The sequence below is a fragment of the Pseudomonas fluorescens genome (assembly GCF_902497895.1).
Taxonomy (GTDB): Bacteria; Pseudomonadota; Gammaproteobacteria; order Pseudomonadales; family Pseudomonadaceae; genus Aquipseudomonas; species Aquipseudomonas fluorescens_BP.
On record NZ_CABVHQ010000094.1, the window covers coordinates 1 to 18,792 of the forward strand.

Here is an 18,792-nt window from a genome sequence, read left to right on the forward strand (position 1 = left end):
GGTGAACCTGACACAATGCGTTGGCAGGTTTTAGGGCCGCTGCGCGCCCCAGCGGGGGCAAGCCCCCTCGCCACAGGGTTTGAGTCTTGGCTCCAGAATGTGCGGGGCCTGTCACAGCCAACAAGCATCCCAGAGTTGATAGTCGCCGAAGTTCTTTACCAGACTTGTGGTGAGGGCGCTTGCCTGTGGCGAGGGGGCTTGCCCCCGTTCGGCTGCGAAGCAGTCGTAAAGTCGGCTCACGCGGTGAACCTGACACAATGCGTTGGCAGGTTTTAGGGCCGCTGCGCGCCCCAGCGGGGGCAAGCCCCCTCGCCACAGGGTTTGAGTCTTGGCTCCAGAATGTGCGGGGCCTGTCACAGCCAACAAGCATCCCAGAGTTGATAGTCGCCGAAGTTCTTTACCAGGCTTGTGGTGAGGGCGCTTGCCTGTGGCGAGGCGGATTGCCTGTGGCGAGGGCGCTTGCCTGTGGCGAGGGGGCTTGCCCCCGTTCGGCTGCGAAGCAGTCGTAAAGTCGGTGAACGCGGTGAACCTGACACAATGCGTTGGCAGGTTTTAGGGCCGCTGCGCGCCCCAGCGGGGGCAAGCCCCCTCGCCACAGGGTTTGAGGCTCGGCTTGGGAAGGCGCGGGGCTGTCACAGCCAACAAGCATCCCAGAGTGGATAGTCGCCGATTTTCTTTACCAGTCCTGCGCGTAGGGGATTGGCGACGATGTAACGGGCGATATGCCGTAAATCTTCGCCATCGCGCACGGCTCTGTCGTGATAACCGCTTTGCCACAAAGCCCCTTGGTTATTCGTTGTTCGATTGACGGCCAAGGCGCTGCGTGATTTTGTGCTTCCGATTGCCTGCCCCAGAGTCCCTACCCTCAGCTGAAACAACCAATGCAGGTGATCCGGCATGACCACCCAAGCCATTGAGTCGACCCAGCCTTGGTCGTGTGCATGTTTCAGTTCGGCAACTAGCAGTCGTCCCAGTCGCCAATCATCAAACAATGGTCGGCGGTGGTGAACGACGATGGTGATCAGGTAGGCCCGACCTTGTTCCGAGTGTCGACCGAGGCGTAGGCGGTGTGAGTTTGGTCTGGAAGGCAATCCTTTGCTTCCTTGATCAGATGATGGTCAGTGTTTGACGCTAGCAGCCCAGGACTTGGGCTGACGTTCGGACTGGTATGTGGATATTTCAATACTGGCTAGAAATTCACTGTTGCGAGGGGCTTGCCCCCGTTGGAGCGCGCAGCGGTCCCAATCGGATTGATGAATTTCTCTCAGACAAAACGCGGATGCAGGTTTTACGACCGCTGCGCAGTCGAACGGGGGCAAGCCCCCTCGCCACAGGGATTAGTGTCGCCTGAACCTGAAAGTATTGAAATAGAGCCATCCAGTGCTAAATACAGCACAGCCAGGGACATGACGATGCACCATTGCTGTGCAATACTTTGCGGCGTTTTCAAGGTGTGATGATGCTCGAAACCCAGGTAATGCCCCTCCGTCAGAGGCGCTTTTACCGCGAGTTCTCGCTGAATCTAGTTGTTTATATAGTGAAAAGCCCTGAGCGGAGCTTTTTATACTGCACGCCCCGCTGATCTCGTAGGTTTTGTCCTACAAGGCTGGCCGGCCCACAAGGTCGGCCTGGTTGAGCACGTACAGGTTATCCGCCTGTACGGTGAGCACTCGGTGGTTCATATCCAATAACAAGATGAGGTTGTACCCCATGCCAGTTGGCAACCACTTGCCCCAAGGCGAGACCGCTCAAGGCGGCCCGCTCAAACGCGAACTCGGCGAACGGCATATTCGCTTGATGGCGCTTGGCGCCTGTATCGGTGTCGGTCTGTTTCTCGGTTCGGCCAAGGCCATCGAGATGGCTGGCCCGGCGATCATGCTGTCCTACATCATTGGCGGCCTGGCGATTCTGGTGATCATGCGCGCCCTCGGTGAGATGGCCGTGCATAACCCGGTAGCCGGCTCCTTCAGCCGCTATGCGCAAGACTACCTCGGCCCATTGGCGGGTTTCCTCACCGGCTGGAACTACTGGTTCCTGTGGCTGGTGACCTGCGTCGCGGAAATCACCGCGGTGGCGGTGTACATGGGCGTCTGGTTCCCCGATGTGCCGCGCTGGATCTGGGCGCTGGCGGCCCTGGTGAGCATGGGCTCGATCAACCTGATCGCGGTCAAGGCCTTCGGTGAGTTCGAGTTCTGGTTCGCCCTGATCAAGATCGTCACCATCATCGCGATGGTCGTCGGTGGCATCGGCGTGATTGCTTTCGGTTTTGGCAACGACGGCGTGGCACTGGGGATTTCCAACCTGTGGAGCCACGGCGGTTTCATGCCCAATGGCGTGCAGGGTGTATTGATGTCCCTGCAGATGGTGATGTTCGCCTACCTGGGCGTCGAAATGATCGGCCTGACCGCCGGTGAAGCGAAGAATCCGCAGAAGACCATTCCGAACGCGATCGGCTCGGTGTTCTGGCGCATCCTGCTGTTCTACGTCGGTGCGCTGTTCGTGATCCTGTCGATCTACCCGTGGAATGAAATCGGCACCCAGGGCAGCCCGTTCGTGATGACCTTCGAGCGCCTGGGCATCAAGACCGCCGCCGGCATCATCAACTTTGTGGTGATCACTGCAGCACTGTCGTCCTGCAACGGTGGCATCTTCAGCACCGGTCGCATGCTCTACAGCCTGGCGCAGAACGGCCAGGCTCCGGCGGGCTTCGCCAAGACCTCGAGCAACGGCGTGCCACGTCGCGCCTTGCTGCTGTCGATTGGTGCGCTGCTGCTGGGCGTGTTGCTCAACTACCTGGTGCCTGAGAAGGTCTTCGTCTGGGTCACCGCTATCGCCACCTTCGGCGCGATCTGGACCTGGGCAATGATCCTGCTGGCCCAGCTCAAGTTCCGCAAAGGCCTGAGCCCGGTTGAACGTGCAGGGCTCAAGTACCGCATGTGGCTATTCCCGGTCAGCTCGTACCTCGCACTGGCATTCCTCGCGCTGGTGGTTGGCCTGATGGCTTACTTCCCGGATACCCGCATCGCCCTGTATGTCGGCCCGGCCTTCCTGGTGCTGCTGACGGTGGTGTTCTACGCGTTCAAGCTGCAACCGACCAATGCCGTGCAAGGCGCGGTGCGTACAGCTTCGTAATTCGTAGCGCTGGAAAAGCAAAAGCCCTGGTCGGATGATCGGGGCTTTTGCGTTTTCAGGATCAAAAGATCGCAGCCTGCGGCAGCTCCTACACGGGATTTGTGTACACCACGAAATCGTGGCGCAGGAGCCTGCGATCTATTGATATCGCCCACCGGTCTGTTCATAGCACCGAAATTAGACAAGTGGTCCAACGGTGCCTAGCTTGCATATAGCCCACCCGGTCTGAAAACCGCAGCAGTGTTCGCAAGGAACGGTGCGTCAGTTATGTCTGCTTCGAACGCGAGGATGCCGTTCGAATGGACATGTGTTAATGGCTGTATTCATTGAACGGGTGTCAGCAGATAGGCCGGAAGTCAGCGCCATGGGAATAAAACCTGCGTTTCACGGTTTCTCCAGATTTGTCTCAGTCGGCCTGGTTAATACCTTGATTCACTGGTCGACGTTTTTTGTTCTGCACGCAGTCATGGGGTTTCGTCAGGCGCCGAGTAATCTTGCGGCCTTTTGTCTGGCAGTTTCCTTTTCCTTTTATGCCAATGCGCGCTACACCTTCAGACTCAAGGCGACCGGTTCGCGGTATCTGCTGTTTGTCGGGTTCATGGGCCTGTTGAGCCTGGGGGTGGGTTACGCGGCGGATCGAGTGCGACTGCATGGGCTGATCACCTTGACGGTCTTCTCGGCCATCAGTCTGGTCTGTGGTTTCCTTTACTCGAAGTGGTTCATTTTTCGGGAGCGTGAGACGTGAAAGTCTCGCTGATCGTTCCGGTGTTCAATGAGGAACAGGCCATCAACCTGTTTTATCAGGCTGTCCGCCAGCAATTGTCACTCGCTGATTGCGAGGTCGAGATCGTTTTCGTCAACGACGGCAGTTCTGACCGAACCGCTGAGCAGGCCAAAGCCCTGGCATTGGTCGATGACGATGTGCTGGTGATCAATTTCTCGCGCAACTTCGGCAAGGAGCCAGCGTTATTTGCCGGGCTCGAGTACGCCAGCGGTGACGCGGTGATTCCGATGGATGTCGATTTGCAGGACCCGATCAGCGTGATTCCCCGGTTAATCCGGGAGTGGCAGAACGGGGCTGATGTGGTTCTCGCCAAACGCCGTGACCGCACCGCCGACAGCTACCTGAAACGGCATGGCGCGGCGCTGTTCTATCATCTGCTGAACCGGATCGCCTACACCCGGATTGAAGAGAACGTCGGCGACTTTCGGTTGATGGACCGCAAGGTCGTGGATGTCATCCGCGCGCTCCCGGAACACCAGCTGTTTATGAAGGGCGTCCTATCGTGGGCGGGATTCAATAGCGTGGTCATCGAATATGAACGGGCGATACGCGTAGCCGGGAAGAGCAAGTTCAATGGCTGGAAGCTGTGGAATCTGGCCCTTGAAGGTATTACTTCCTTCAGTACCGTGCCGCTACGGTTATGGACTTATGTCGGTGGCATGATTTCCTTGTTTGCGATCCTGTATGCCATTTATATGGTGTTGGACAAGGTTTTCTTTGGTAACAATGTGCCGGGCTATCCTTCGTTGATGACGGCCATTCTTTTTTTGGGCGGCGTACAGCTGATTGGCATCGGCATACTGGGAGAGTATATCGGGCGGATTTACATCGAATCAAAACATCGGCCAAGGTATGTGGTGAAAGATATTGTCGGAGGCAAAAACAGGGTGGGACTAAAAAAAACTCAGTGAGGTTCGGGGCTGAGAAAGGGGCGTTGACATGAGGCTGGCGAGATTTTTCGACAAGCAGTTGATAGAGCGTGAAGTACTGCTGCTGTTCTTGTTTGCCGCTTTTATCTACGTCGTGCCTCTGGTGTTGGCAGACCACTACTATATCGATGATAGCTGGCGATCTTTGTCCGCTGGAATGGCTTGGGCAGGTGAGGGACGATTTTTTACCGGGTTTTTCTACAATGCGTTGACGTTTTCCACGGGCGCACCGAATATTTTTCCATTGCCCTTGTTAATTGCAACGCTGGCCATCGCCCTGGCGTTGACTCGCCTGACGATGCATTACTACAAGGAACCGACGATTTCATGTTGTTTTGTACTGTTGCCCCTTTGGTATAACCCGTTTTTCCTGCAGAACCTGTCCTATCAATATGATGGACCCGCCATGACCTTGAGTCTGGTGGCAATGATTTATGCGACTACCTTTCGTGGATCTGCGCGGCTGCCAATCGTATTGCCGGGGATGTTGATAGCGCTGGGATTGGGGTTTTACCAGTTGAGCATCAATGTATTTCTAGGACTTTGCTGTGTCGAGTTGATCAGAGGGGTTAATGAAGGGGCGTCATGGGATTCGTTGTGTTCGTTGATCAAGTACAAGCTTGCGCAGCTGCTAGTGGGTGGGCTGGTTTATTATCTGTTCGCTTATCCGTTCATCATTCAGGAGCGCCTGCCGCTGCTGGATTGGGGGACGAATGGATTTGACCAGGTTGAAGCCAATATAGGGATTCTGGCGAACAAGATTGTCCTGCTGTTCCACGGGGCAAATTTCTGGTTGCTGTGGGCTGTGCTGCTTTGTGCCGCGGCCGGGGCTGTGCAGGTCGGTCTGAGAGTGGTGAAACGACAAGAGCGCGCGCCGAAAAAGATACTGCTCGGTTTGATCTGTCTGCTGACTCTGCCTGCGCTGGTGCTGCTGGTTTCGGGAGCCGCGCTGGTGTTCAGGGATTTCAATGAAGGCGCGAGAACCTTGATGGGGTTTGCGACGCTGTTGGTGTTTGTGTTTTATCTGAGTCATCTAGGGCTGGGGGCGATTCATCCGCGACTGACGGTGCTGCTGGCGATTCCTCTGCTGAGCATGCTGTCGCTGTCCTATGCCTATGGGCGTGTCCTGAATGTGCAGAAGGAATTCGCCAACAGCGTGCTGCTTTCCCTTGGCCACGACATTGCGTCCCATCGGCACCTGCGCGAAGCCAGGCGAATATATATGTCGATTACCTATTCCGATCACTGGCTGCCGGGAGCCACAGGCTCCTTTGAATTGATGCCGGTGCTGGTTTATATCCTGAATGTGGATTTTTTCATGCTGTCGGAGACTCTGCCCAGGGTCGGCATCACCAATGTGGTCACCGAAAAGGAACGGCGAAATGCGACGCGGGTAGGGTACAGAGGCTATCCACCGCTGGTGGATAACAAGTTCTATAACATCTACCTGGTAGGCGATTATGGTTTTATCGTGATGAAAGAGCCGCCTCGTATCGAAAAGCGTTGATCCCGATAAGGCGCAGAACCTGTGGCGAGGGAGCTTGCTGTGGCGAGGGGGCTTGCCCCCGTTGGGTCGCGAAGCGGCCCCAAAAAAAACCTGCAATCACATTTTTTCAGGCACACCGCATTCACAGATTTTGCGGCTGCTGCGCACCCGAGCGGGGCAAGCCCCCTCACCACAGGGGAGTTACTCCCGGCCTGTTGGCGCTTTCAGGCATTCGCTTTCAACTGCCTTACCGGCAACTCCACCCGAAAGGTTGTCCCCACCCCGACTTCACTGCGTACCAAAATCTCTCCGCGGTGCTTTTTCACAATGCCGTAGGACAGTGACAGGCCCAGCCCGGTCCCTTCGCCCACCGGTTTGGTGGTGAAGAACGGATCGAAGATTTTCTGCAAACATTCCGGCGCAATGCCTGCACCGTTATCGGCCACTTCCACCCAGACAGTATCCCCCTCAACACCATTGCGCAGGGTGATAGTGCCGCGTTCCGGCCCCATGGACTGGGCGGCATTGACGATCAGGTTCATGAACACTTGATTGATTTGCGAGGGCAGGCATTCGACCTCGGGCACCACCACGTATGCCTTGATAACGTTGGCCTTGTACTTGAGCTCATTGGCCACGATGTTCAGGGTCGATTCGATGCCCTGTTGCAGATTGGCCCACTGCCACTCCTGGTTGGAATCGAACCGGGAGAAGTCCTTCAAGTCTTTGACAATCTGTCCGACGCGGCCGATGCCCTCTTTGGACTCCTTGATCAGTAGCGGGATATCTTCCTTGAGAAAGTCCAGTTCGATTCGCTCTCGCAGGGTTTTCAGACGGTCCAGGAGCTCTTGGGAGCCGATGGCCTCTTCGGCGTCCTGATAGGCGTTGAGCATTTCCTGCAAGTTTTTAAAGTAGCCATCCAGGGTGCCGAGGTTCGACGAGATAAAACCGGTGGGGTTGTTGATTTCATGGGCGACGCCAGCTGCCAATTGGCCCAGGGAGGCCAGCTTCTCCGATTGCATCAGCTGGTTTTCCAGCAGTTTGCGTTCATCGGTTTCGCGCTGCAGGGCCATGCTGGCCAGTTTGAACTCCCGGGTCCATTGCTCGACCATCTGTTCCAGATGGCTCATCTGCATCTGTGCGCGCTCGGTCATTTCCCACTTGGTGGTGAGGGTATTGACCATCTGCTGGACCTCGATATTATCGAAGGGCTTTTTCAGGATCAGCAATCGGTCGTGGGCCTGCAAGCGCTCCAGCAATTCTTCCCAGGAGTAGTCGGAATAGGCGGTGCAGACCACCACTTGCAGGCGCGGATCGGCGTTCCACAACTGTTCGATGGTCTGCGCACCGTCCCAGCCCTCGGGCATACGCATGTCGACGAAGGCCAGTGAGTACGGCCGATCGTTGTTCAAGGCTTCACGCAGTTTGCCCAGCCCTTCCTGACCGCCATAGGCTGAATCCAGCTCGAACGCGGTGCTGGCGCGCTTGGTCTCGCTACCGAACAACGCCGCTTCCATTTCGTCCAGGTCGACGTTTGGTTGCACCGCAGGGGTGAGGATCTTGCGAAAGTCATCATGGATCGAAGGCGTGTCATCGATCAGCAGAATACGCCGGTTCGACAGGTTGTTCATGCTTGACCTCTGCGCTTATCAAGGGGATTTGCAAGGTGAACAGCGCGCCCTTGCCCGGCCCGTCGCTGTAGGCGGCGAGATGGCCGTTCATCTCGATGGCGGCCAGGGCACAGCTGTGCAGGCCGAAACCGTGACCTTCCTTGCGGGTGGTGAAACCGTGGGCAAAGATCCGCGTCATGTTTTCCGGTGCGATGCCCTCACCTTCATCCTTGACGCTGACCTGCAAGGTCGTGTGGTCGACGATCCTCACCCCGAGGGTCATTTGCCGAGGTCGATCAGTGAGATCGGACATCGCGTATTTGGCGTTGCTGATCAGGTTGATCAGAATCAACAGCAGCCGGTGTTTATCGCCCATCACGCGCGGCACATCGCTGTAGTCCTTGATCACTGTTACATGGTGCCGGGTCAGGGCGCCGGAGTTCATGCGCAAGGCGTCCTCGAGCAGATCGCTGAGGTACAGCGGTTCCACCAGACTGGAGGCCCCGGCGTAGGACTGCTGGGTGGCGACGATGTCCTTGATGTGATCGACGCTTTTACTCAATTGTGCCAGTTCGTCAGTGATGCCTAGATGCTCGACGGCGATGGCCTCGACCAGCTGGTTCAGGTAGCCGGGCACCAGCTTGCCTTTTTCGTCCTGGGTGAGGAACTCGCCGAGGTCGTGGGGGTGCGCGTTGATCAACTGCATGGCTTTGCCCAACCCCAACGTCTTGCTGGTGCGCAGCTTGCGAGTGACCAGGTCGGCAGAGATGTTCACGCTGTTGAGCACATTACCGACGTTGTGCAGCACGTTGGTGGCGATCTCGGCCATGCCGGCCTGGCGCGCGGCGTCCAGCAGTTCGCTTTGGGTGTCCTTGAGTTCGCGGGTGCGTTCTTCTACCCGTTGTTCGAGGCTTTCATTGGCTGCTTGCAACGCCTTGTTGACGCGGTTGATCACCTTGAAACTGCGCAGCAGGCGAATGGCCAGGTACAGCAGCAATCCCACCAGCATCGTCGAGAACACCAGCATGTAGAAGTGGTATTGATGGTTGATGAGATCGTTCTGTTGCTGATCCTGATTGAGCAGGTTGGTAATGTCATCCAGGCGCTCGTCTACCGGAATCGCCGCGATGTTATCCAGCAACGTGTTGACCAGCGGTTGTTCGCGCAGGATCAGGGCGACGTGGTTGCGCAGAATATCCACCGGTATGTGGAACTCGCTGGGTAGACGATCCTTGTTCACTACCATTTTGTTCAGACCGACCAGGATCTCGGCAGCCTTGTCGGCGGAGGTGACCTGGGCGTATTCGAGGCTGCTGAGCACCAGGTCGTAGGTGTCGATCGCAACGTTTTGCAGCATCAGTTTGTCGGTGTCATGGAGGAGGGCAAGTTCGCCTTGAATATCGTCTTCGGCGGTCGGCAGAAAGGCCAGGGAGTTACGTAATACGGCGTTGTGGGATTTGAACTGCTCCACCAGCCGGGTCTTTTCCTTGAACGCCTGCTGGTAGGCATCATGACTGGCCTGCCATTGCGCCGAGTCGTTGCGGCCGTGACGGGACTCTATCATCTCGAATCTGGCCCAGAGGCCGGCCATTTCGGTCAACGGCGCAACCAGGGGGTCGTAATTGTGGTTGATGGCGACGCGGGCCTTGAGAATTTCGGTTTCCCAGTGCGCATTCAGTTGTTTGATCTGTCTGATCAGGTCCCGTGGTTCGGTGTAGGTGGTGGCTTGGTCGGCGCTGGACTTGAGGTACAGGAACAGCAGAATCGAGGCGAGCAACAGGGTCATGCCGGTGAGCAACAGCAGGCTCAGGCGCGGGGAGATTTTCATAAGGGTTTACCCGCCCATTCACCGGTCAGGGTTTTGAGAAATTTGACGATCAGGGACTTGTCTTCAGCGGAAGGAGCGCGCCCCAGTTGGTAGCTGAACATCACATCGACTGCCTCTTCCAGGGTCCTGGCCGAAGCATCGTGAAAGTACGGAGCGGTCACCGCGATATTGCGCAGGCTGGGAACCTTGAACACATGGCGGTCTTCCTCATCCCTGGTCACCAGATAACGTCCAAGATCGGACTCGGTCAGGTTGCCCCGGACCTGGAAGTAGTCGCCCATCACCCCGAACTTCTGGAACATGTTGCCGCCGATGTTCACGCCCTGATGGCAGGCGATGCAGCCGTATTCCTTGAAACGCTGGTAACCGTATTTTTCTTCCCGGGTGAGGATATCGGTGTCGCCCAGCAGGTATTGGTCAAAGCGTGAATTGCGGCTCAGCAGGGTGCGTTCGTAGGTCGCGAGGGCGTTCTGCACATTGGCCGCCGTTACGCCATCGCGGTAAGCGGCAGTGAAGCTCGAGTGGTAGGCCGGGTCGGTGGAAAGGGTCTGGACCACGTGCTGCCAGTTGCTGCCCATTTCGCTGGGGCTTTGCACGACTTCGTGGGTCTGTAACTCCAGTGTATTGGCCCGACCGTTCCAGAACTGCTTGAAGTTCAGACTGGCATTCAACACGCTGGGGGTATTGATCGTCAGCGGCTTACCGTCGAAGCCAAGGGAAAACGCTTTATCATCGGCACCACCTTTTGCCAGCTGATGACAGCTGGCACAGGACACCGTGTTATTCACCGATAAGCGTGCGTCGTTGAATAACTGCCGACCCAGTTCGACGCGCCTGGGATCCTGGTGAGGGATTGGCGGCAGTGGCTTTAGCGGTTCATTGAGCGGTTCGGCGCTCACTGTCAGGCAAACCCCGAGCAACAGGGCGAAGACCAGCAGGGGTGCATGTGGCGACATCAGATGATTCCTTGGCCGGGTGCCTGAGCATCGTGAAACCTGAAAGCCGGTCGTGTTTGGTCTATTCGTCCGGCGACGCGCGCAGTCCTTCTGTGGTCATGAGCTTGGCAAAGGCCTGGGCCTCTACGGCCTTGCTGAAAAAATATCCCTGGCCTTCCTCGCACTGATGCGCCTTGAGGAAGTCCAGTTGCTCGAGGGTTTCCACACCTTCGGCAATGATGTTGAGCTTGAGGCTTTTACCCAGGCTGATAATGGCGCTGACCAGGGCGGCGTCATTGCTGTCGGTGCTCAGGCCGCGAACAAAGGACTGGTCGATCTTCAACACATCGATGGGAAACCGCCGCAGGTAACTCAAGCTGGAGTAGCCGGTGCCGAAGTCATCGATGGCCAACCGTACACCCAGTGCCTTGATGGTGCGCAGGGTCGCCACGGTGGCCTCGACGTTTTGCATCAGCACGCTTTCGGTGATCTCCAGTTCCAGCAACGACGGATCGAGGCCGGTTTGTTCCAGTATCTGTACGATACCGTCGACAAACCCACGCTGACGAAAATCGATCGCGGAAACGTTCACCGACATGGTAATCGGCGGCAAACCTGCCGCCTGCCAGGCACAGGCTTGCCGGCAGGCTTCGGCCAGTACCCATTTGCTCATCGGGACAATCAGGCCACTGTCTTCGGCGACGCAAATGAAGTCCGACGGGTAGACCCAGCCGTGTCCAGGTTTCATCCAGCGGATCAATGCTTCGGCACCCACCACTTTGCCGGACTTGAGGTCGAGTTTGGGTTGGTAGTGCAGGACGAATTCCTTGCGCTCCAGGGCGAGGCGGATGCCGGACTCGATGCTTTGCTGTTCACGCGCGCGCTGATTCATGTCGTCGATGAAGAAGCCGAAATCGTTCGGCGCACTGTCCTTGACGTTGCGCATGGCGGTTTCGGCTTTCTTGATCAACGCCAGGGCATCGAAGCCATCGTCGGGATAAATACTGATGCCCAGGCTCGCGGTCACGCTCAGGTCATGCCCGGCGATGTGTTGTGGCGTACTCACGGCGCTCAGGAGTTTTTCGGCGATGCCTTTGGTCTGCTGGGGATGATGGATATCGGCGAGGATCACTACGAACTCGTCGGAGCCGTAACGAAACACCGAATCGGATTCACGCACTGTTGCCACCAGGCGCTGCCCGACCTGTTTGAGCGTTTCATCACCAATCGGATGGCCGAGCGCGTTGTTGATACGCTTGAAGCGATCGAGCCCGAGAAACATCACTGCCAGCTGTTTGTCATGGCGCCGGGAAAGCGCCAGGGACTGGGTCAGCCGGTCACCGAGCAGGGTGCTGTTGGGCAATCCGGTGAGCACGTCGTACTGCAGCAGGTGAGAGACCTTGAGCAATTCGTGGACGCGCTCCTCGATGGTTCGCTCCAGGCTGTGCATTTTTATCGCCGCATCCTGAGCCATCTGCCATTTCCAGGTCAGGGCGCTGGCCATCTGCAGTATTTCCAGGCTGTCGAAGGGCTTTTTCAGCACCAGTAACTGGTCGCTGAACTCCAGGCGTTCGGCCATCGCTTCCCAGGAGTAGTCGGAGTACGCCGTGCACAGTGCGATCTGCAGGTGAGGGTCGGCCCTCCACAGGCGTTCGATGGTTTCCAGTCCATCCCAGCCTGGCGGCATGCGCATGTCGGTGAATGCCAAGGCATAGGGCCGGCCCTCGGCCAGGGCTTGTTCGACCAGTTCCAGGGCTTCCTGGCCCTGGTAGGCCGAATCCAGCTGATAGGTTGGCCGCGCGGGCTGCACAGTGCCGAACAATGCTTCTTCGGAATAGGCCAGCGTCGGTTCACTGGCCGGTTCGGGACTGAGGATCTTGCGAAAGTCCTCATGGATCGAAGGTGTGTCGTCAATGATCAGGATGCGCCGATTGGTGAGGGCGAAAGATGATTCCATCACGTGGCCTCCGAAGGGCGGGGCAAATCCTCGAGCACAAGGCTCGCGGTGTCGACAGCGGGCGGGATGATGCTGCCGGCTATCAATAGTTGCGCGGCCTGCTGGCTGCTGACGGCCTTGCTGAAGTAGTAGCCCTGAGCATTCATCGCAGAGCCGGTGGACATCAGCGAGGTTCGCTGCTCCTGGGTTTCGACACCTTCGGCGATGATGCCGATGCCGACATCCCGGGCGAAATTGATGATGGCGCGCAAGGTCGTGGCGCTGGCCGGATCCCGCGTGGCGCTGTCAATGAACGCCTGGGCGATTTTCAGGTGATTGACCTGGTAGGTCTTGAGGTAATCGAACGAGGAGTACTCGGTGCCGAAATCGTCGATGGCGATCTTCACCCCGAGTTCGCGCAGGCGTGGCAGCACATCGTTGTGGGTCCATTTGGTCTGGGCCAGGGTCGCTTCGGTAACGTCGAAGCGCAGGTCCCAGGGACACAGATTCCAGCGGGCAGTGGTCTTGAGTACGTCATAGATCAATTCCGGGCCACTTTTGAGCTGGGCCAGGGAGAGCTTGATCGCAATCAGCGGGGGGGCCATGTCCTCTTCGCGCCATTGGTGCATTTGCTGGCAGGCCTTATCCAGAAGCCAATGTCCAAGGGCAATGATGGTTCCGGTTTTTTCCGCGGCAGGCAGGAACACATCAGCCTCGAGCAGCCCGCGCTGGGGGTGGTTCCAGCGTACCTGGGCTTCCATGCCGAGGATTTTTCCCGAACCCAGGTCGACTTCAGGCAAATAGTGCAATTCGAGCTCGTCCTGTTCGATAGCCTGCTTCAAGTCGTTGGCCAGGGTCATGCGCTCAACCACCTCCTGATTGATCTCCTCGGAGTGGAAGTGATACTGGTTGCGACCCTTTTCCTTCGAGCGGTACAGCGCCATATCGGCCTGGATCAGCAGGTTGTCGGCGCTGCTGCTATCCGGCGTATAGGTACTGATACCGATGCTGACCGACACCCGCACGTCGTTGCCATTGAGTGAGTACGGCACGACCAGTTCATCACGGACCTTCGCGGCCAGGGCCGCGGACTGGGTCGGATCGGCCACATCCAGTTGCAATATTGCAAACTCGTCGCCGCCCAGGCGTGCCACCACATCGTTTTCGCGCACGCAGGCCTTGATGCGCCGGGAGACTTCTTGCAACAACAGATCCCCCACGGGGTGGCCTAGCGTGTCGTTGATTCGTTTGAAGTGATCCAGATCCAGATAGAACATCGCAAAGGGCGTTGCGCCACGTCGGCCCGCGGCGAAGGCTTGATGCAGGCGCTCGATCAGGGTGGCGCGGTTGGCCAGGCCGGTCAGCCCGTCGGTGCGCGCCAGCAGGGAGATCTTCTCCTCGGCCATCTTGCGTTCGGTGATGTCGATAATGATCCCTTCGACCTCCAGCAACCGACCCTCGGCATCGCGCACCGGGATATAGCGGTTTTCGACCCAGCGCCAGGCACCGTCACCGGTACGCAGACGGAACTCGATGGACGCGCCCGCGGCGTGCTTGTCCAGTACCCGGGCCATGGCGTCGTCGACCTTCTGCTGATCATCGGCGTGAATCAGTTCCCTGGCCCAATTGGCCGACGCCACCAGGTGTGCCGCCACATGACCGAACTTGGTGATGTTGTGGGAGATGTACATCAGCGGGAACGACGGCTCACCGCGCAGGCGATAAAGGATGGTCGGGCTGTTCTGCACAATGATATTGGCGTCGGACAGTTCCCGGGTGCGCTCCTCGACCGCCTGTTCGAGCAGGTTCATTTTCAGCGCGGCGTCTTCGGTCATCTGCCATTTGACCGTCAACGCACTGGCCATTTGACGAATTTCGATGGCATCGAAAGGTTTTTTCAGGATCAGCAGCCGGTCCCCAAGGTCCAGACGCTCGGCGATGTCTTCCCAGGAGTAGTCGGAATACGCAGTGCACAGCGCGACTTGCAGCCGGGGGTCGGCCTGCCAGAGCCGCTCGATGGTTTCCAGCCCGTCCCAGCCGGGCGGCATGCGCATATCAATGAAGGCCATGGCGTACGGTGCATTGTTGGCCAGTGCCAACTCCACCTTGGCCAGCGCTTCGAGACCCTGAAAGGCCGAATCGAGGACAAAGCGCTGCAGGGTAACCGCCACCGGGGAGCCAAACAGGGCCTCTTCGGCGCTGCTCAGTTCGTCCTCATCGAGCGTTAGCGGGCTAAGGATCTTGCCAAAGTCCTGGTGAATCGAAGCGGTGTCATCGACGATCAGGATTCGCCGGTTTGCCCGCTCCTGCGACGCTTTCATCGGTGCATACCGAGGAAAACAGCCGTCATGGGCGCTAAATTCATATGGCATCCCTTCCTGAATGGGTCACGCAAACGCGTGTATTGGATCCGTGCAGCTTGAGCATAGCTCGGTTAGCCGCAGACTTGGCGTCAAATTGCCATCGAACAGGGGAAATCGGCTAATCTGTAGTTCAGGCTCAGGGAGTACCGGACGTTTCCTTGATAGCTGGAAGAATCAATGTCCCAGAGCTGAGATGAGGTAATGCCATGGATGCGCAACCTGCGACGAATTCGGACTATAGACCCAAGGTGCTGCTCGTTGACGATGAAGAATCCATCCTCAACAGCTTGCGCCGATTGCTGCGCAGCCAGCCCTACGACGTACTGTTGGCCAACAGTGGTGCACAGGCCCTGGAGATAATGGCGCAGCAGTCGATTGACCTGGTCATGACCGATGCGCGCATGGCCAGTATGGATGGCGCCACCTTGCTCGCGGAAATTCACCGGCGCCATCCCTCGACCATGCGTATTTTGCTGACGGGTTACGCTGATCTGCCGATGATCATCAAAGCGATCAACGAAGGGCAGATCCATCGTTATATCAGCAAACCCTGGAACGATGAAGAAATGCTGCTGACGTTGCGCCAGTCCCTGGCCCATCAGCACTCCGAGCATGAACGCCAGCGTCTGGAACAATTGACCCGGCAGCAGAACGAACAACTGAAATCGCTCAATGCCACGCTGGAGAAGCACGTCGTCGCACGCACGTGTGAACTGCAGCAAACGGCCGACATGCTCGACCTGGCCTACGAAGAGCTTAAACATAGCTATGTCACGGGCACCGAAGTGTTTTCGCTGTTGGCCAATCTGCGTTTGCCCAAGGCCAAGCAGACCAACCGGCAGATCATCGAACTGGTGCGCGTCTACTGCAATTCCCATGGCCTGGACGAGGCCAGCAGTCGCGACCTGGCCATGGCCGCGGCGCTCTATAACATAGGCAAGCTGAGCTGGAGCGACAGTATGATCACTGCGCCCGCCGACTTGCTGCACCACATGGATCGAGAGCGATATCGAGACTATCCCAAGCAAAGCGAATCGCTATTGATGACCCTGGAGCCGATGAAAGATGCGGCCCGCTTGATCCTCCATCATCAGGAACGCTGGGACGGCAGCGGGTTTCCCGATCACCTCAAGGGCGAGGCGATTCCTTTGGGGTCGCGGCTATTGAAACTGGCGGTGGACTTTATCGAATTGCAGCGCGGGCTGATCCTCGAGCGGCAGATGAACAGCGATGAAGCACTGGTGTTCATTCGCAAGTACGCCGGCAAACTATACGATCCGGAGATGGTGGAGGATTTCGTTCAAGTCTGCGCTGCCTACTTGAGTGATGTCACTGTCGGCGATCCATTGGTCAAAGTGCTGGGCACTCGCGATCTGGCGCCCGGAATGGTGCTGGCGCGCAACCTCAATGCCGATAACGGCATGCTGCTGCTCAATGCCGGCAAGGCATTGAACGGTCCACTGGTGGATAAGTTGATTGCCTTCGAAGAGATGGAAGGCGCCAAGTACAGCGTCTTTGTGAAAGTGCCGCAGGAGGTGGAGATCCTGGAATCGGCAGGCTGAAGAATGACGCCGTCCCGTGCCCCGTAGCAGCTGCCGAAGGCTGCGTTCGGCCGCGAAGCGGTCGTAAATCCGCTGCTCGCGATGAGTCTGAAAGACCTCGAGGCTTGTTTTGCGACTGCTGCGCAGTCGAACGCAGGCTGCGCCAGCTGCTCCGGGGCGCTTGTGAAGCAGACGCACGACCCAGCAGCTCCTCAATTGCCGACGAACGGAAACTCATGGGATCCTGGCGCCTTTGCATCCAAGGGCATTTTCCTTCCATGACGCTTTCATCAGTCGCACCAAGCCCCTCCATCATCCGCATCGCTGCTGCGCTGTTGATCGGCCCGGACGGTCGAACCCTGCTGGTGCGTAAACGCGGCACCCAGGCCTTCATGCAGCCCGGGGGCAAGATCGAGGCTCATGAGCAGGCGCTAGCGGCGCTGACCCGTGAGCTGGAGGAAGAACTCGGTCTGCGTATCGATCCGGTTCAAGCAAGCTATCTTGGAAGCTTCTCGGCTCCGGCCGCCAATGAACCGGGATTTGTGGTGCAGGCCGAGTTGTTCCAGCTGAACATTGACTCATCCGTGGCACCCGCCGCGGAGATCGAAGAGGTGGTCTGGATCGATCCGGCCACCGATGGCGGCCTGGTGCTGGCACCATTGACACGGGACCTGATCCTGCCGTTTTATCGAGCATCGCAAACAACTGCTGCCTGATCTGCAAAGGACAAAGGACTGCTCGATGATTCCCGCTGAAGATTTGTTGCTGTTCGCCGCCGCCGCACTGTTGATGGTGCTCACGCCAGGGCCGAACATGATTTACCTGATTTCCCGATCGATCTGCCAGGGTCGCAAGGCTGGCGTCACCTCGTTACTGGGGGTCGTGGCGGGTTTCTTCGTGCATCTGTTCGCCGCTGCAGCGGGTTTGACGGCGGTATTTCTCGCCGTACCGATGGCCTATGAAGTACTGAAATGGGCCGGAGCGCTGTACCTGCTGTGGCTGGCCTGGCAGGCCCTCAAACCTGGCGCTCGCTCGCCGTTCGAGGCCCGACAATTGCCGCCGGACTCTAGCGGAAAACTGATTCTGATGGGCTTTCTCACCAGCGCACTCAATCCGAAAATCGCGGTGTTTTACCTGTCGGTGTTTCCGCAGTTCATCAACCCCGAGCATGGCTCGGTGTTCACCCAGAGTATCCTCCTTGGGCTGACTCAGATCAGCGTGAGCTTTGCGGTCAACCTGCTGATTGCGCTGTTCGCCGCCGGGATTGCTGCCTGGTTCGTACATAACCCGCTGTGGCTGGCGGTGCAGCGCTACTTCATGGGCTTTGTGCTGGCCGCGCTGGCGGTGCGTCTGATGCTTGAGCAACGTCGTAGCGCGTGATCGAGGGACAACCCTCATGAGCCATTTTTCATTGCCGGGTTGAAGACGCCATGACCCTCCAACATCTCAACCCACAACACGCCACCCGGTATCGGGCGCTGATGCTCGAAGCCTACGGCCTGCATCCGGAGGCGTTCACCTCCAGCGTCGCCGAGCGTGCGACGATGCCATTGGCCTGGTGGGAGTTACGCCTGAGCGATCCGCTGGATCTGCTGCTTGGAGCGTTCGAGGGCGACAACCTGGTGGGCATCGTCGGTCTGGCCTTCGAACCACGGGAAAAAGCCCGGCACAAGGCCACCCTGTTTGGCCTGTATGTATCGGCCGGGTCTCGCCAGGGCGGCCTGGGTTATCAACTGGTGCAAACCGCCCTCGCCGAGGCGCGAACCCATAAAGGCTTGAAGCTGATTCAGCTGACCGTAACCGCCGGCAATGACGCGGCGCTTGCCCTGTATCAACGCTGCGGTTTCGTACAGTTCGGCCTTGAACCGCTGGCGGTAAGGGTGGGGGTGGAGTACCTCGACAAGATCCACATGTGGCGGGAGTTGGGGGTGGATTGACACGGGCTCCTGTGGGAATCGGGCTCGCCCGCGAAGCAGGCGCTGCGGTTTACACAACCTTGTGGCGAGGGGGCTTGACCGTTACGCGAACCGTAGCAGCTGGCGAAGCCTGTGTTCGGCTCGCGTAGCAGCTGCCGAGCCTGCGAGGCTGCGTTCGGCTGCGAAGCAGTCGTAAAGTCAGGCGCCGCGGTATTCCAGACACACCGTGCAAGCAGGAGTTTGGCTCGCGTAGCAGCTGCCGAGCCTGCGAGGCTGCGTTCGGCTGCGAAGCAGTCGTAAAGTCAGGCGCCGCGGTATTCCAGACACACCGT

At 58.0% G+C, this 18,792-nt stretch carries 14 protein-coding genes; 8 read left to right on the forward strand and 6 right to left on the reverse strand.

Features of this window, described 5'->3' with window-relative positions; all coding sequences use genetic code 11:
* Positions 1-632: 632 nt before the first annotated feature.
* Positions 633-1,091, reverse strand: a complete 459-nt coding sequence (locus tag F8N21_RS28000) for an REP-associated tyrosine transposase (RefSeq protein WP_150645219.1) — start codon at positions 1,089-1,091, stop codon at positions 633-635.
* Between the two features lie 619 nt (positions 1,092-1,710).
* Between F8N21_RS28000 and F8N21_RS28005 the strand changes: the two genes are divergently transcribed.
* From F8N21_RS28005 to F8N21_RS28020, 4 genes are all read left to right on the forward strand, one after another.
* A complete protein-coding gene (locus F8N21_RS28005; protein ID WP_150645220.1) occupies positions 1,711-3,132 on the forward strand; it encodes an amino acid permease in 1,422 nt (473 codons plus the stop codon).
* A 313-nt stretch (positions 3,133-3,445) separates the two neighbouring features.
* Positions 3,446-3,877, forward strand: coding sequence for a GtrA family protein (locus F8N21_RS28010; protein ID WP_412071681.1), 432 nt, complete (start codon positions 3,446-3,448; stop codon positions 3,875-3,877).
* Positions 3,874-4,827: a glycosyltransferase family 2 protein gene (locus F8N21_RS28015; protein WP_150645221.1), complete on the forward strand. Its 954-nt coding sequence runs from the start codon at positions 3,874-3,876 to the stop codon at positions 4,825-4,827. The genes F8N21_RS28010 and F8N21_RS28015 overlap by 4 nt, the downstream gene beginning before the upstream one ends.
* Before the next feature lie 28 nt (positions 4,828-4,855).
* Complete coding sequence (locus F8N21_RS28020; RefSeq protein ID WP_150645222.1) at positions 4,856-6,352, forward strand: glucosyltransferase domain-containing protein; 1,497 nt, start codon at positions 4,856-4,858, stop codon at positions 6,350-6,352.
* Between the two features lie 203 nt (positions 6,353-6,555).
* Here F8N21_RS28020 and F8N21_RS31385 read toward each other — a convergent pair whose 3' ends face one another.
* The 5 genes from F8N21_RS31385 to F8N21_RS28045 all read right to left on the reverse strand — a co-directional run bounded on the left by F8N21_RS31385 (position 6,556) and on the right by F8N21_RS28045 (position 14,961).
* Complete coding sequence (locus F8N21_RS31385) at positions 6,556-7,962, reverse strand: ATP-binding protein (protein WP_150645223.1); 1,407 nt, start codon at positions 7,960-7,962, stop codon at positions 6,556-6,558.
* A complete protein-coding gene (locus tag F8N21_RS28030; protein ID WP_150645224.1) occupies positions 7,922-9,769 on the reverse strand; it encodes a DAHL domain-containing protein in 1,848 nt (615 codons plus the stop codon). The genes F8N21_RS31385 and F8N21_RS28030 overlap by 41 nt, the downstream gene beginning before the upstream one ends.
* Positions 9,766-10,725, reverse strand: coding sequence for a cytochrome-c peroxidase (locus F8N21_RS28035; protein ID WP_150645225.1), 960 nt, complete (start codon positions 10,723-10,725; stop codon positions 9,766-9,768). Before F8N21_RS28035 ends, F8N21_RS28030 begins: the two co-directional genes overlap by 4 nt.
* Positions 10,726-10,786: 61 nt before the next feature.
* Positions 10,787-12,661 carry a GGDEF and EAL domain-containing protein gene (locus tag F8N21_RS28040; RefSeq protein ID WP_150645226.1) on the reverse strand — a complete coding sequence of 625 codons (1,875 nt, stop codon included), beginning with the start codon at positions 12,659-12,661 and terminating at the stop codon, positions 10,787-10,789.
* Entirely contained in the window at positions 12,661-14,961 is a 2,301-nt protein-coding gene (locus F8N21_RS28045) for a putative bifunctional diguanylate cyclase/phosphodiesterase (RefSeq protein WP_150645227.1), read from the reverse strand. Before F8N21_RS28045 ends, F8N21_RS28040 begins: the two co-directional genes overlap by 1 nt.
* A 248-nt stretch (positions 14,962-15,209) precedes the next feature.
* Here F8N21_RS28045 and F8N21_RS28050 point away from each other — a divergent pair, with 248 nt between their 5' ends.
* The 4 genes from F8N21_RS28050 (at position 15,210) to F8N21_RS28065 (ending at position 18,481) form a co-directional block, all read left to right on the forward strand.
* Complete coding sequence (locus F8N21_RS28050) at positions 15,210-16,565, forward strand: HD domain-containing phosphohydrolase (protein WP_150645228.1); 1,356 nt, start codon at positions 15,210-15,212, stop codon at positions 16,563-16,565.
* 257 nt (positions 16,566-16,822) lie between these two features.
* Positions 16,823-17,260, forward strand: a complete 438-nt coding sequence (locus F8N21_RS28055; RefSeq protein WP_150645229.1) for an NUDIX hydrolase — start codon at positions 16,823-16,825, stop codon at positions 17,258-17,260.
* A 25-nt stretch (positions 17,261-17,285) separates the two neighbouring features.
* Positions 17,286-17,924 carry a LysE family translocator gene (locus F8N21_RS28060; protein WP_150645230.1) on the forward strand — a complete coding sequence of 213 codons (639 nt, stop codon included), beginning with the start codon at positions 17,286-17,288 and terminating at the stop codon, positions 17,922-17,924.
* 50 nt (positions 17,925-17,974) lie between these two features.
* Positions 17,975-18,481: a GNAT family N-acetyltransferase gene (locus F8N21_RS28065; protein WP_150645231.1), complete on the forward strand. Its 507-nt coding sequence runs from the start codon at positions 17,975-17,977 to the stop codon at positions 18,479-18,481.
* Positions 18,482-18,792 lie beyond the last annotated feature (311 nt).